The organism is Mycobacterium sp. AZCC_0083, assembly GCF_014202335.1.
Taxonomy (GTDB): Bacteria; Actinomycetota; Actinomycetes; order Mycobacteriales; family Mycobacteriaceae; genus Mycobacterium.
This window is the reverse complement of the sequence record NZ_JACHGP010000012.1, coordinates 13,305-27,023: the sequence shown is the minus strand read 5'-3', so window position 1 is coordinate 27,023 and position 13,719 is coordinate 13,305. Positions and strand designations below refer to the sequence as shown.

The following is a 13,719-nucleotide window of genomic DNA, read 5'->3' as shown; positions in this document are numbered from 1 at the left end:
AGATCAGTCCCAGCTCAATCCGCCGCGTCGCCACACATAGGCGTACGCGACGAACACGGTGAGCATGAAGAGCAACATCTCGACGACCGCGAACAGGCCAAGCGAGTCGAACGAGACGGCCCACGGATAGAGGAACACGATCTCGATGTCGAACACGATGAACAACATCGCGGTGAGGTAGTACTTGACCGGGAATCGCTGGCCGGTGGTTTCGTGACCGGGGGAACCCGGCGCCATCGGTTCGATGCCGCATTCGTAGGCCTCGAGCTTGGCCCGGTTGTAGCGCCGCGGTCCGATGAGGACGGCGATGCCGACCGAACCGACGGCGAACGCGGCCGCAATGGCCCCGAGCACCAGGATTGGTATGTAAACGTTCATGCCGCTGTGTCGCTCCCTCGTTGGCTGTCGATGTGAGCTGAACCACAGCTTAGTCACGTTAACGGTTGGCCCGCCGTATTTTGGATAGGATCAAGTTTGATCACTGGGCGTCAGCATCCTCGCCCGCGTGCGACGCGAAGAGTGAACCGTCCCAGACTATTTCGTGCTGGTTACTGCACGACGGCGCGCAGCAGCGTGGCTACCGCCTCGCCAAGGGCGATGGGGTCGATCGGATGCGGCACAGCGGCCTCGGCGCGTGACCAAGAGGCCAGCCAGGCGTCGTCCGGGCGGCCCGTCAGTACCAGGATCGGCGGGCAGTCGGCGATCTCGTCCTTGAGCTGCTTGGCCAGCCCCATCCCACCCGTCGGCGCCGCCTCCCCGTCCAGGATCGCCAGGTCGATGCCGCCCTCGTCGAGATTCTTGATCACGACGGCGGCCGTGGCGACGTCGAGGTAGGTCAGCTCGGGCAGGTCGGGGTGCACCCGCCGTCCGAGCGCCGATCGGACCTGGTCGCGGGTCAGCGCGTTGTCGCTATAGACCAGGATCCGCAGGGGCGAGTCGGGCACGGAGCCGATGCTACGGCGCGTCCGTGGCGCGCGGCGTGAATACGGCGTCACCTTCCAGCCGGGTGGCGTCCGGGATCATGCCCGCCATATTGCCGTCGACGCCAAAATCCTTGCGGCTGATCTCTGCCTTGGTGGTGATCCGGACGACGCCGTCGCCGAGCAGCTTCACCGTGGCGGGCAGGACGAGTCGGCGTTCGACCCGTTTGATGGTGATGGTGGCGTCGAGGTCAAGCGTGTCCGCTCCGGTGACCGTCGCGCCGTGCACGTCGATGCTGATCACGGGATGGTTCTCGACCTCGAAGAAGTCGGCCGACCGCAGGTGATCATCGCGCTTTCCGATGCCCGTGGACACCGATGCCGCGCCGACCCGCAGGTGGCCGGCGATGGTGTTGGCCGCGGTGATCTCGCCCTCGCCCTCGACGTCGCTGAACGTGCTCTTGACGGGGACCGCACCCCAGAACGTCTTGTTCCGGACCCTCACCGTCGAGCGGTTGCGATCCAGAATCCACGCGGTTCCCGGCTGGGCGTTGGCGAGCAGGTCCGAAACGGTGGTCATGTCGTGCTCCTCAGCAGCGGGTCCATGTCGGCCGGGTCGAAGTACTCGTCGACGCGGGTGATCCGGCCCCCGGTGTCCACCTTAATCACGATGCAGACCCGCATTTCGATCGATGTGCCGTCGGGTCGGCTGGCGCGCAGGATGTGTTGTTGCACGAATCCGCCGTCGAAGTACTGGCGATCCAGGATCTCGTAGCTCCGAGTCGCCGTGACGTTCATGAACCACCGGATCACCTTCAGCGCCCGGACGCGATCGTCGTTCTGTGAGTCTCCTGTGTGCCAGACCGTGACGTCATCGGCCCACATGTCGGCGACGGTCTCGTACTCACCGCGCTCGATGGCGCCGAACAGCCGGTTCGCCACGTCCAGGCACACGTCCGCGTTCACGGGTTCTCCATTTCTGCTTGACCTCAAGTCGAGTTCAGGTATCACACTGGAACACATGAGCACACCAGCAAGGGAACGATTCAACGAAGCCTACGAAAACCGCACTGCGCCTTGGGTGATCGGCGAGCCACAGCCCGCGATCGTCGGACTCGAGAAGACCGGGGTGTTGCGGGGGCGGATGCTCGATGCCGGCTGTGGACTCGGTGAGCACACGATCTTGTTGACGCGTCTTGGCTACGACGTGCTTGGCATCGACTATGCGCCGAGCGCGGTCGAACAGGCCCGCGCGAACGCTGCGGCAAAGGGGGTCGACGCGCGCTTCGGGGTGGCCGACGCGATGAACCTTGGCGCCGAGCCGGGCTACGACACGATCGTCGACAGTGCGCTGTTCCACATCTTCGACGACGCCGACCGGGCCCGCTACGTCGCGAGCCTGCATACCGCCCTGCGGGCTGGCGGGTACTTGCACGTGCTCGCCCTTTCCGACGCAGGCCGTGGCTTCGGGCCACAGGTCAGCGAGGCGCAGATCCGCACTGCGTTCGCCGACGGCTGGGACCTCGAGGCGCTCGACACCACGACCTACCGCGGCGTGGTGGGGGAGGCGCACTCGGAAGCGCTTGGCCTGGTGGTGGGCGCAAGGGTGGACGAACCCGCGTGGCTGGCGCGAGCCAGGCGGACCTGAGCGCCTACTCGTGCTCATAGCCGGGGTGTGCGACGGCCAGTCGGTGGTGGACGAGGGATCGGAGCACCGGCAGGAGTTCGGGGCCGCGGCTGTCGAGTTCACCCCTGCGGATCGCCGCGGCGAGTTCGCGCTCGTCGGGGTAGCCGAGCAGTTCCGGTGCGGCGGTGTCGTCGAGCAGTTCGCGTTCGACGGTGCGCAGCACGTTGGCCGCGACGCGGGCGTGAAAGCGGACTGAACCTTCGTCGGCGAGCCGACCATTGGGCCTAGTGCCGTTCCGCACGTCGGTCTCGAGGAATTCGGCCACGGCCGCGACCAGTTCGGCGGCGGTGGGTCTGCCGTGCAGGCCGGTCATGACGCGGGCTGCAACAATCCCCGGGTCGCTTCGCTCCTGCCCGCCGGCCACGAGTGTCAGAAGGTCGAACTCGGTCTCGCAGACGCGCCTGCCGATGGCGGCCAGCTCGACTGACCGCGTCTGGCCCGACAGGTGCCGCTCGGCCTGGTACCGGCAGATGACGCCCCAGCGCAACGTGGACAGGACCAGCCACCAGTGCATCGCGCCGCGGTCCAGTGCGCTGCCGGATGCCCGCTCGTAGGCACGCAGAAAGTCCTCGATGGACCCGAGCCCACCGGCGCCGAATGCGCGAGGTGCGCCGAACCGCCACGCCCTGATGCAGAACCAGGCGAGGTCCTCGTATACCTCGCCCATATGGGTGAGCTCCCAGTCGAGCACCGCCGCGAGTCGGGCCGGCGCGGCGTCGGTGTCGATGATGAGGTTGCCCATCCGGAAGTCACCGTGCACCAAGACATTCGGTGACACTGGTGGGCGGTTCGCGGCGAGCCACCGGAACGCCCATTCGAACGTTGCCGTGGTATCGCCCATCTCGTCGAGCTGGGCGTGCCACTCGTCGAGCGGCTCGGATGCCTTGAGTCCGATGTCGGACGGGTCCGCCTGGTGGATCGCGGCGAGTGCGTCAGCACATTCCGTCAGCAGGGACGCACGAGAGGCGTCGTCGAGTGCACGCTGAATGCGGCGGACGATGGTCTCGCCGCCGATGAAATCGCAGACGAGGTAGGGATTCCCGAGTGCGGTCGCGGAATCGTCGGCGACCAGGACGTGCGGTACGGGAGCACCGCTGACCGCGGCCCTTGTCAGTGCCGCCGCCTCGAGTTCCATGCCCGCGTGAATCTCGTCGGGGGGCCCGATCCGGAGGATGAGCTCGCGCCCGCCGGATTGCCATTCCCCGTCGCTTCGCTTGCCCCGGATATCGGTGACCGCCGTAAACGCCCACGTAGCTCGGCTCGCCCCGCCGGTCAGCACCCGCAGGTCGTCGATTCGGACGCCGCCAAGCACGGGCTCGAGTACGCCTGCGAGAGCGGAGGAATCGATCACGCTCATGCCTTGGAACCGAACTTGAACATCCGCTGCGCCACCCGCCGGATCTGGATCTCCTCGGCTCCCTCGGTGATCCGGTACCGGCGGTGATGACGGTAGATGTGCTCGAACGGCTCGTGCCTGCTGTAGCCGACGCCACCGTGGACCTGCATGGCCCTGTCGGCGGCCTCGCAGACCAGCCGGTTGGCGCGGTAGTTCGCCATCGACACCTTGTCGCTGACCTCCATGTGGGCGTTGGAGTCCAGGTGGGTCGCCGCGTAGTAGACCAGCAGGCGCACCATCTGCGCCTCGGTCTGCAGTTCCACCAGCGGCCACTGCACGGCCTGGTTGACCGCAAGCGGCTTGCCGAACACCTCCCGCTCCGAGGCGTACTCCACCGCGCGGTCGATGCAGTACTGCGCGGCACCGAGGCTGCTTGCGGCCTGCCGAATCCGGTTCTCGTGCAGGAACGTCTGGCCGACTTCGAGCCCACGGTCGACCTCGCCGAGCACGGCATCGGCGGGCACCCGGACGTCGCGCAACTCCACCTCACCGTGATCGGTCGGCATGTTGAACGTCCACCAGTAATACGGCACCGTGAAGCCGGGCGCGTCGGTCGGGACCAGGAATGCGGTGATGCCTCTTGCTTGGCCTGCCACGCCGGACGTGCGGGCGAAGATCAGGTCGTGGGTGGCGCGGTGCACACCGGTGTTCCACCGCTTGGACCCGTTGATCACCCAGTCCTGCCCGTCGGCCACCGCGGTCGTCTCCAGCCAGGTGGCGTCCGAACCATGGTTGGGCTCGGTCAGGCCGAACGCCATCGACCGCTCGCCGGTGATCAGCGCGTCGCACCACAGCGCCTTCTGTTCGTCGGTGCCGAACCGGTCCATCATGATGACCTGGGGGAAGTTGCCGACGATCGACGACTCGTCTTGCAGATCGTTGTGCAGGCCAAGGCCCTTGTGCGCCAGGTGTTCCCGGATGACCGCCATGTCCAGATTGGTGCCGTCGCGTCCGCCGAACTGCTTGGGCAGGCCGTACCGCAGCCACCCCGCCGCATCGGCGCGGCGGCGCATCTCGTCGAGCAGGTCCTCCCACGCCCTTGTCGGGATGCCGCCATTCTCCAGATCGGTCCTGGCGAACTCGCGGCGCCGGTCGAAGTACTGCATGTTCTCGGCTTCCAGCGGCTTGATCTCCGCGTCGATGAAGGCGTCCATCTCGGCGAGCAGGCCCGGAAGGTGATCCGGCAGGGCGAAATCCACTCTGATTCCCATCCTTGGTGTGGTTAAAAGCCGTACAGCGTCTTCTTCCAAATCGTCGACAGCGTCCGCACCGCGCTCTCGTCGGTGGGGGACACCCCGAGAGCAGCGATGTCCGGCCGATGGTAGACGGTGGTGAACCGCTCGAAGAGCAGCGAGATGGCCACGGCGGTGTGCTCGGGATCGACGTCCCCGGCGTAACCCTGCTCTTGAGCGCGCAGCACCGAAGCCCGCACGATGTCGATACCGAATCGGCGGAACTCGTTCTGCAGGGCGGCGAATCGCGGCTGGACGGCGGCGAGTTGGTCTACGGCGACCATGATCCCGATGTTCTGCTTGAACATGTTCCAGTACCCGGTTACCGTCGCGACGAAGAACTCCGTGTCCTCGGGGGACTCGGGGAGGTGAACCCGAAGCCCGGCGGGCGCGACGACGTCGCGCAGGAACGACTCGGCCAGGACCGCGAGCAAGTCTTCCTTGTCGGTGTAATAGCGGTAGAAGACGGCAGTCGACCTATCCGCGGCGGAGGTGATGTCGGCGAGCGTGGTGCCGTGGAAACCCCGCTCGGCGAACAGCTTCCGCGCAGCGCGTTCGATGGACTCGCGGGTCTGGTTGCCCTTCGCGGTGAACGTATCCCTTGGCATGGTCGGGCGTCAGCTCAGGATGCGGTCGCCGGCGCGCAGCAGGGCGCTTGGCAGGTCGTGGCCGACGACTCTGCGCGCGACGTCCGCCGCGTGGATCGCCGCCTGAAGGTCGACGTCCACCCCGATGCCGCTGTCGCGCAACATGTACACCAGATCCTCGGTGGCGATGTTGCCGCTGGCGCCGGGCGCGAACGGGCAGCCGCCCAGTCCGCCGACCGATGAGTCCAGCCGTGTGACCCCGGCCGCGACGGCCGCCCAGGCGCTGGCCAGTCCTGCGCCGCGGGTGTTGTGGAAGTGAGCGCCGAGCGGTAGCTCACCGATCACCGGTCGGAGACGTTCGACCAGCGCCGTCACCCGCCGTGGCGTCGTGGTCCCGATGGTGTCGGCGATGGCCACCCGGTCGGCACCGATCTCGACTGCGGCGGTCGCGATGTCGACCACGCGCAGTGGGTCGGTCGGCCCGTCGAACGGGCAGTCCCAGGCCGTCGCGATGATCACCTCGATGGTGCCGTCGCTCTCGTGCGCGATACGGGCGATGTCGGCGATCAGGTGAGTGGAGTCGGCTGTGGACCGCCCGACGTTGGCCTGGCTGTGCCCATCGGCGGCCGAGATCACGTACTCGATCGAGGTTATACCGGCTGCGATGGCTCGACCCGCTCCGCCGGGCCCGGCCACTAGCGCGGAGAACTCGATGCCATGCGACTGACGAAATCGAGGCAGTTCGGCGGCCAGCGCCGCTGCATCGGCCAACGCGGGTACCTTCGACGGCGACACGAATGCAGTGACCTCGATCTCGCGGACACCGGTCGCGACCACGGCCTCGAGCAGTTCGAGCTTGGCGGACAACAAGATTGGTGCCTCGATCTGCAGCCCGTCGCGCAGGCAGACCTCGCGCATCGTGACGTGATCGGGGAGGTTCACACCACTCCCTCCGTCCTCAGTGTCTCGAGCTCAGCGGCCGACTTGCCGAGCAGCTGCCGGTACACCTCGTCGTTGTGCTGACCTGGTTCGAATGAGCCGGCGCTACGAATGGTGCCTGGCGTCTCGGACAGCACCGGTACCACGCCAGGGCCGAGCACGTTGCGCCCGATGCGCTCGTCCCAGTGGTCGGCGAGCATGCCGCGGGATCGTAGCTGCGGATCGTCGACCACCTCGGCGACGGTGTTGATCGGACCGCTGATCACACCGGCCGCGCTGAGCGTCGAGATGATGTCGTCCGGCTGCCGCTCAACGGCCCAGTCCGCGATGATCTTGTCGATCTCATCCTGATTGCGGCCGCGGGCAACGTGATTGACGAACCGGTCGTCTCCTGCCAGCTCGGGTTGGCCCATGGCGGCGCACAGCCTGCGGAACACCGTGTCCTGATTGGCCGCGATCACCACCCAGCTGCCGTCGGCGGTTGGGTATATGTTCGAGGGTGCGATGCCCTCCAGCCGGGTGCCTGATGGTCCGCGTACCACCCCGCCGACGTCGTAGTCGGGGATGGTCGATTCCTGGATGGCCAGACAGGATTCGGTGAGTGCGGCGTCGACGACCTGGCCCTCGCCGGTGACGGTGCGCCGGTACAACGCGGCGAGCGCTCCCTGCACGGCGAACATGCCTGCCAGGCTGTCGCCCAGCGACAGCGCCAGTCGCGGGGGAGGTCCGCCGGGAAAGCCATTCATGTGCCGCAGTCCGCTGGCGGCCTCCGCCACCGACGCATACCCGGCCTTGTGGGACTCCGGCCCGGTCTGGCCGTAGCCGGATACCCGGACCAGGACGATGCCCCGGTTGCGTTCGCGCAGAACGTCGTAACCGAGGTCCCACTTCTCCAGCGTGCCGGGCCGGAAATTCTCCACGATGATGTCGGAGCGCTCGACCAGCTCCAGGAAGAGCTCGCGGCCCTTCGCCTCGCGCAGGTTGAGTGTCGCGGCCTTCTTGTTCCTGGCGTGCACCGTCCAGAAGAAGTGGTGTCCGTCGAGTTCGGCCTGGCCCCAGGTGCGCAGCGGGTCGGGGGAGCCGGGTGGCTCGATCTTGATGACCTCGGCACCCATGTCACCGAGCAGTCTGCCTGCGAACGGCCCCGAGATCAGCGTGCCGACCTCGATCACCCTGATGCCGTCCAACGGGCCGGTCACGGTCACAGTGAGAACCCGTGCCGGTGCAACCAATCGGTGCACACCCCGACGGCCTCGCGCAGCTTGTCGCGCTGATCGGACCCTGAGTAGTAGTGGTTGGCGCCGGGGATCTCGTGCATCTCCTTGTCAGGATGCCCGATCGCACTGAACAGCCGCTGTGTGTGGCTCGGCGTGCACGCGTCATCCGCCCGGTTGCCGATCACCAGCGTGGGCACCGCGATGTCCGGCCCGCAGGCCACGGCGTCGCCGTTGGCGTCGTCGTAGCTCCACTGCGACAGCCAACTGCGCAGCGTGCAGAACCGGGCCAGACCAACGGGGCTGTTGTTCACCACCTCAGGATCGCCCAGGTAACAGCTGCCTGGGGCGCGATCGTTCGGATCCACCGTCGGGTCCAGCCAGCGCGGGTCGGCCATCGTGCCGTGCACGACGAACGCGAACTCTTCATTGAGGCGGCCTGCGGCCTCCAATTCGGCGAGTTTGGCCTTGACCCACTTGGTGATTCGCCTGTTGCGGTCGACCTGGGCCTGCCGGTAGCGCGCCAGGAATTCCTGGCTGTACGGCGGCTGATTGGGGTTGTCCGGGTCGTAGAGGTCCAGTTCCGGGTCGCGCCTGCTCGGGTCGGACTCGTCGAGGATGGAGGCGTCCAGCCATTCGGTCATGGTGCCGTGCCTGCTGACGTGGGCGGCCAGCAGCATGATGCCGTCGGCGGGGATCAGCCCGAGCTTGGTCAGGTCGGGTCCGTCGCCCGACGGGCTTGCCGTGATCGTGGGGTGCTGCGCCTGCTGTTGATAGAACACCGACAGCGAGCCGCCGCCGCTCCAACCGGCCAGCACTACCTTCTCGTACCCCAACCGGTTCTTGGCGTCCTTGATGCACTCGCCGAGGTCCTCGACGACCTTCTCCATCAGCAGCGCCGAGTCGGTGCCGCGGAAGCGGCTGTTGCAGTAGATGACGTGGTGCCCCGCCCGTGCCAGCGCGTTGATCATGGGCAGGTAGGCGCCACCCCCGATCGGGTGCATGAATACGAGCACCGTATTTGAGGGTTTGGACTTCGGCTTCAGCAGATAGCTCTCCAGCACGACCAGCTCGGCGATGCCGCCGTAGACGTCGCGCACACCCGAAGTGTTCTGGTAGGCAACCAGATAAGGAATCCGCTCGTAGTCGAACTTGACGGGCTGGGAGGCGGTCGTGGTCACGAGTGCTGCCCCAGATCGTTGGCGAGAACCTCGGCGGACGGCACGAGCCGGCGCCTGGTGTCGATGGCGATCACCGACCAGTCCACGTGAGAGTAGTCGTCGAACTTGCGCCTGGCCCGCTCGCGCGCCTTCTCCGGTGCCCCGTGGTGAACTCCTTGCGGCGCATGGGATACCAGCCCGGGTGGCATCGGAATTCCGTACAGCGATCCGCCGTGGAAGAACGCGATCTCGTCGTAGTCGACGTTGCGGTGATACCAGGGCGTGCGTTCGGTGCCCGCCACCGCCTCGGCGCGCTTGGGCAGGAAGTTCATCACGTACACGCCGGTGGCCTGCATGAAGAGGTGCACGGTCGGTGGCAGGTGGACGCTGTCCGAGGTGACGACGTTGTAGTCGGCGATGTTGAACGTGAACGGGAAGTTGTCGCCGCGCCAGCCTTCGACGTCGAGCGGGTTGTGTTGGTAGTGAAGCGTTGTCGGGCCACCCTCGTGGACGAGGCGCACCTCGTATTCGTCACGGCCATCGTCATCGATGGGTGCCGGTTCGGGGATGACGGCCTGCGACGGATCGAACGGGAAGTGCCTGCCCAGTGAACCGGGCGGCGGCACTCGGAACTCGTCGGTGGCCTGGATCATCAGCCAGGTCGACTGATCGTCGGGTACTTGCCTGAAGGTGCACGCCTTCGGGATGTACACCCAGTCGCCCGCGCGGTAGCGCAGTGGCCCGAACTCGGTCTCCAGCAGGCCTGAGCCCTCGTGCACGAACGTCAGCAGGTCGCCGTCGACGTACCGCACGAACAACGGCATCGGCTCGGTGCGCCGTGACAGCAGCACCTGGCAGTCGGCGTTGGAGAACATCAGCAGAGGGCCGCCGTGCGCATCGGTGGCGTCACTGGGCTTCAACTCGCTGGACAGCACGTCGATGGGGCGCAGGGGACCGGTGACCCGGTAGGCCGTGGGGTCGTTGCGCCGGTACATGTTCGCGGTGCGCCCGGTGAACCCGCCGCGGCCCAGCTCGTCGTCCTTGAGCCCGTCGAGGTCGGCGTGGAGTCGCTTCGGCGTCGTGCCCTTGCGCAGATGGATGAACGATTCCATGGCTGTCTCCGATGGTGTGCGGCAGGAATGACATACAGAACTAAAACTGACGTTACTTTTATTTCGGGCGCGTTGCAAGAGCCGTTCCAGGCCTTCGCGGGTGTCTTCTTCCGCGGCTTCAGCGGTCCAGGTCGACGCGCACGGTCAGCAGGTTGTTGCCGAACGTCCGGACGCCGAAGCTGTTGAACTGCGGCAGGTCTCGAAGGCGCGCGTGCGGATCGGCATCGGGCATCAGATGCGCCGTGCCAGTGCGCCACCGTCCGCGCAGCCGCACCCGCACACGCGGATCCGCTTGGATGTTGCGAACGTACTGGGACTGCTCGCCGAACTCCGAGACGAACCAGAACTGGCCGTCGACGAGCTTGCCGCCCAACGGCGTGCGACGGGGTTCTCCAGATTTGCGGCCGATCGTCTCGAGCACATAGTTCATTTCACACCATCGCCGTGCGCGGGATCTTCATGCCCAGCGTCAACGCCCCCGCCAGTTCCCGGCTGGTGTCGTAGTCGAACACGACGTGGCCCGAGATGACGTCGACGTCGCGCTTGAAACGTTGCAGCGGGCTATCCAGGAAGTGCGCGCTCGCGCCGGATGCCTCCGTTAGCGCGGCGATGACCGCTCGCGACTCGTGCACGATGTGTGCCGCGGCTAGGCGGGCGTCGCCGCGTACCGGGCGGGGCACCGGATCACCGGTGGCGAGGATGGTCTCGATCTCGCCAACGGTGTCGGCGAGCAGACCCCGCAAGGCGCGCAGGCGCACCCGGGCCTGGCCCAGGTGGGCTTGGGCGATGGGTTTGTCCTTCTGAATGACGCCCTCGTAGGCCAGCACCCGCTGTGCCAGCCGATCTGCGTACAGCTCGGTCACGCGCTCGGCGCTGCCGAGCGCTGGCATGGCCGCCAGCAGCCCAAGTGCGGGCACCATCGGCCAGCGGTACGTCGGACAGTCATGCAGCTCCGCACCCGGCGCGGTGCCGCCGTAGATGTCGGTCACTCGCACCAGGCGGTACTCGGGGACGAACACGTCGGCGATGACCACGTCATTGGATCCGGTGGCGCGCATGCCGTCGGTGTGCCAGACGTCCCCGATGGTGATGTCGGTCATGGGCAGCAGCGCCAGCGCGGGGTAGATGCCAGCTGGCTCGTCAGGGGATTCGCACAGACATCCGACGATGATCCAGTTGCCGTCCATCACGCCGGTCGCCCACGACCAGCGGCCACTGAGCCTGATCCCGCCCGTAACGGGCAGACCCCGGCCGGTCGGGGCCAGCGGTGCTGGCGCCAGGAACGGCCGGGTGGCGAACGCCTCCTCCTGGGCGCGTTCGCCGAACAGCGCCAGCATCCAGTTGTGCAATGCGTAGAACCCGATGGTCCACGCACTGGAGGTGCAGCCTGCCGCCATTCGTCGCACCGGGTCGAGGATCGCGGGAAAGTCAGCCTGCAGGCCGCCGTAGCGCTTGGGCACCAGTAGATCGGTGAAACCCGACACGGCGAGGTCGGCAACGGTCGCATCGGGCAGGCGTCGGAGGTCTTCGGCGTGTCGCGCGCGGTCGGCGAGTCGGCCGACGAACGCGTCGGTGATTCCGTACGTCGCATCGAGGGTCGGCATGCGCCGGAAGTTACCATACTTTTTAGTATGGAACTCGGGTTACCTCGCGAGCATCAGCTGCAGAAACCGTTCGGCGTCAGCGGCGTCCTGGTCGCCAGGTACGGCGCCGGACAGATGCAGGAAGCCGATTCCCGCCGCGAAGGTGGCTCTGGCCCGCAGATCGGCTTCCTCGGCGACGAATCCGTAATCCAGGAACGCCTGCCGCACCGCCCGCAGCAGCAGGCGGTCAGCCGCCCGCACGCTGGCGGCCACCGACTCGTCGGAGCGGGCCCATTCCCGCATCGCGCGCTCGAGGGTCCAGTGTCGCGGGCTGACCAACGAGGCCATCATTGTCGACAGACGTTCACGCGGCGGCACGCCGCCCATCTCGTCGATGTGTCGACGGTCCTCGTCGCGCAATTCCCCCCAAGCCTGGACGAGTGCTGTGCGATAGCTGGGAATGCCGTCGAAGTGCCAGTAGAAGCTGCCCTTGGTGACGCCGAGCTGCGCGCACAACCGGTCGATCTTCAGTGCCTTCATGCCTTCGGCGGCAAGGATTGCGTAACCGGCCTGGATCCAGTCATCCACCGACAATCTGTTGCCAGCGGAGTCGCGCGTACTCACCATGAGCGGCAGCCTACGGTCGTCGCCACTGGCTCGGCTGACGGTCACGTCACCATTCCGTTAGGGCGTCAAACCTCTGCCTGGGGTTGGTCGACTTACTGGCCACATGTTTTACTGCCACCTACAACTAAACTCTCTGGTCTGTCCAAGGTTGGGCAGGCGCGGCTCCGGTTGCGAGACCGAGGGCCGCTTGGGCGGTCATCTGACCGTGGGTGTGGAACGAGTAACGCGGCAATCGCAAACTGAATGGATTTCATTGATGTTCGTTGACAGAATTCGTGGCCGATGGGCGCGCCGGTTCTTTGGTGCGACCATGGCGGCGCTCCTGCTACCCGGCATGATCGGGCTGGTTGGAGGCGGCGCGACTGCGGGGGCGTTCTCGCGTCCTGGTCTGCCAGTCGAGTATCTGATGGTGCCGTCGCCGTCCATGGGCAAGGACATCAAGGTCCAGTTCCAGAGCGGTGGCGCAGGCTCGCCTGCGGTGTACCTGCTCGACGGTCTGCGTGCCCGCGACGACTTCAACGGCTGGGACATCGAGACGGCCGCGTTCGAGTGGTACCTCGACTCCGGACTGTCGGTCGTCATGCCGGTTGGCGGCCAGTCCAGCTTCTACGCTGACTGGTACTCGCCTGCGCGCAACAACGCCGGCCCTCCCATCACCTACAAGTGGGAGACGTTCCTGACCTCGGAGCTGCCGGGCTACCTCAACTCGGAGAAGCAGGTCAAGCCGACCGGCAGCGCGGCGGTTGGTCTGTCGATGGCCGGTTCGGCATCGATGATCCTGTCGGTCTACCACCCGCAGCAGTTCGTCTACGCAGCCTCGCTGTCGGGCTTCCTGAACCCGTCCGAGGGTTCGTGGCCCTTCCTGATCAACATGTCGATGGGTGACGCCGGTGGTTTCAAGGCCAACGACATGTGGGGTGCCACGGAAGATCCGAACAGTGGCTGGAAGCGCAACGACCCGATGGTGCAGATTCCGGCACTGGTGGCCAACAACACGCGCCTCTGGGTGTACTGCGGTAACGGCCAGCCCAACGAGCTGGGTGGCGGCGACGTGCCTGCCAAGTTCCTCGAGGGCCTGACGATCCGCACCAACCGCACGTTCCAGGATGAGTACATCGCAGCTGGTGGCAAGAACGGGGTCTTCAACTTCCCGGACGCCGGTACGCACACCTGGGCCTACTGGGGCCAGCAGCTCCAGCAGATGAAGCCCGACCTGCAGCGGGTGCTCGGCTAACAGCGCTCAACGTCTGAGTTCAACGCCG

General features: G+C 66.4%; 16 protein-coding genes. 2 read left to right on the top strand and 14 right to left on the bottom strand.

Annotated features, from left to right (window positions below):
- Positions 1-3: 3 nt before the first annotated feature.
- From HNP02_RS27485 to HNP02_RS27470, 4 genes are all read right to left on the bottom strand, one after another.
- The gene (locus HNP02_RS27485) at positions 4-378 is read right to left on the bottom strand and encodes an NADH-quinone oxidoreductase subunit A (RefSeq protein WP_184443805.1); all 375 of its coding nucleotides are present in this window, start codon (positions 376-378) and stop codon (positions 4-6) included.
- Positions 379-548: 170 nt separating this feature from the next.
- Positions 549-944, bottom strand: coding sequence for a response regulator transcription factor (locus HNP02_RS27480; protein WP_184443804.1), 396 nt, complete (start codon positions 942-944; stop codon positions 549-551).
- A gap of 10 nt (positions 945-954) precedes the next feature.
- The gene (locus tag HNP02_RS27475) at positions 955-1,500 is read right to left on the bottom strand and encodes a YceI family protein (RefSeq protein ID WP_184443803.1); all 546 of its coding nucleotides are present in this window, start codon (positions 1,498-1,500) and stop codon (positions 955-957) included.
- A complete protein-coding gene (locus HNP02_RS27470; protein ID WP_309241709.1) occupies positions 1,497-1,886 on the bottom strand; it encodes a nuclear transport factor 2 family protein in 390 nt (129 codons plus the stop codon). Before HNP02_RS27470 ends, HNP02_RS27475 begins: the two co-directional genes overlap by 4 nt.
- Before the next feature lie 55 nt (positions 1,887-1,941).
- Between HNP02_RS27470 and HNP02_RS27465 the strand changes: the two genes are divergently transcribed.
- Positions 1,942-2,568 (top strand): class I SAM-dependent methyltransferase, encoded by a 627-nt coding sequence (locus HNP02_RS27465; protein WP_184443801.1) that lies wholly within the window; start codon positions 1,942-1,944, stop codon positions 2,566-2,568.
- A gap of 4 nt (positions 2,569-2,572) precedes the next feature.
- Here HNP02_RS27465 and HNP02_RS27460 read toward each other — a convergent pair whose 3' ends face one another.
- The 10 genes from HNP02_RS27460 to HNP02_RS27415 form a co-directional block, all read right to left on the bottom strand.
- Positions 2,573-3,964 (bottom strand): phosphotransferase family protein, encoded by a 1,392-nt coding sequence (locus HNP02_RS27460; protein ID WP_184443800.1) that lies wholly within the window; start codon positions 3,962-3,964, stop codon positions 2,573-2,575.
- Positions 3,961-5,202: an acyl-CoA dehydrogenase family protein gene (locus HNP02_RS27455; protein WP_184443799.1), complete on the bottom strand. Its 1,242-nt coding sequence runs from the start codon at positions 5,200-5,202 to the stop codon at positions 3,961-3,963. Before HNP02_RS27455 ends, HNP02_RS27460 begins: the two co-directional genes overlap by 4 nt.
- Positions 5,203-5,225: 23 nt before the next feature.
- Positions 5,226-5,843, bottom strand: a complete 618-nt coding sequence (locus tag HNP02_RS27450) for a TetR/AcrR family transcriptional regulator (protein ID WP_184443798.1) — start codon at positions 5,841-5,843, stop codon at positions 5,226-5,228.
- Positions 5,844-5,852: 9 nt separating this feature from the next.
- Positions 5,853-6,764: a hydroxymethylglutaryl-CoA lyase gene (locus HNP02_RS27445; protein WP_184443797.1), complete on the bottom strand. Its 912-nt coding sequence runs from the start codon at positions 6,762-6,764 to the stop codon at positions 5,853-5,855.
- Entirely contained in the window at positions 6,761-7,966 is a 1,206-nt protein-coding gene (locus HNP02_RS27440) for a CaiB/BaiF CoA-transferase family protein (RefSeq protein ID WP_184443796.1), read from the bottom strand. The genes HNP02_RS27445 and HNP02_RS27440 overlap by 4 nt, the downstream gene beginning before the upstream one ends.
- Positions 7,963-9,156 (bottom strand): alpha/beta fold hydrolase, encoded by a 1,194-nt coding sequence (locus HNP02_RS27435; protein WP_184443795.1) that lies wholly within the window; start codon positions 9,154-9,156, stop codon positions 7,963-7,965. Before HNP02_RS27435 ends, HNP02_RS27440 begins: the two co-directional genes overlap by 4 nt.
- Positions 9,153-10,247 (bottom strand): homogentisate 1,2-dioxygenase, encoded by a 1,095-nt coding sequence (locus HNP02_RS27430; protein ID WP_184443794.1) that lies wholly within the window; start codon positions 10,245-10,247, stop codon positions 9,153-9,155. The genes HNP02_RS27435 and HNP02_RS27430 overlap by 4 nt, the downstream gene beginning before the upstream one ends.
- A gap of 118 nt (positions 10,248-10,365) precedes the next feature.
- Positions 10,366-10,677 (bottom strand): nitroreductase/quinone reductase family protein, encoded by a 312-nt coding sequence (locus HNP02_RS27425; RefSeq protein WP_184443793.1) that lies wholly within the window; start codon positions 10,675-10,677, stop codon positions 10,366-10,368.
- Between the two features lies 1 nt (position 10,678).
- The gene (locus HNP02_RS27420; RefSeq protein ID WP_184443792.1) at positions 10,679-11,851 is read right to left on the bottom strand and encodes an acyl-CoA dehydrogenase family protein; all 1,173 of its coding nucleotides are present in this window, start codon (positions 11,849-11,851) and stop codon (positions 10,679-10,681) included.
- 39 nt (positions 11,852-11,890) lie between these two features.
- The gene (locus tag HNP02_RS27415; protein ID WP_184443791.1) at positions 11,891-12,457 is read right to left on the bottom strand and encodes a TetR/AcrR family transcriptional regulator; all 567 of its coding nucleotides are present in this window, start codon (positions 12,455-12,457) and stop codon (positions 11,891-11,893) included.
- Between the two features lie 253 nt (positions 12,458-12,710).
- Between HNP02_RS27415 and HNP02_RS27410 the strand changes: the two genes are divergently transcribed.
- Positions 12,711-13,691, top strand: coding sequence for an esterase family protein (locus HNP02_RS27410; RefSeq protein WP_304611020.1), 981 nt, complete (start codon positions 12,711-12,713; stop codon positions 13,689-13,691).
- Positions 13,692-13,719: the final 28 nt, after the last annotated feature.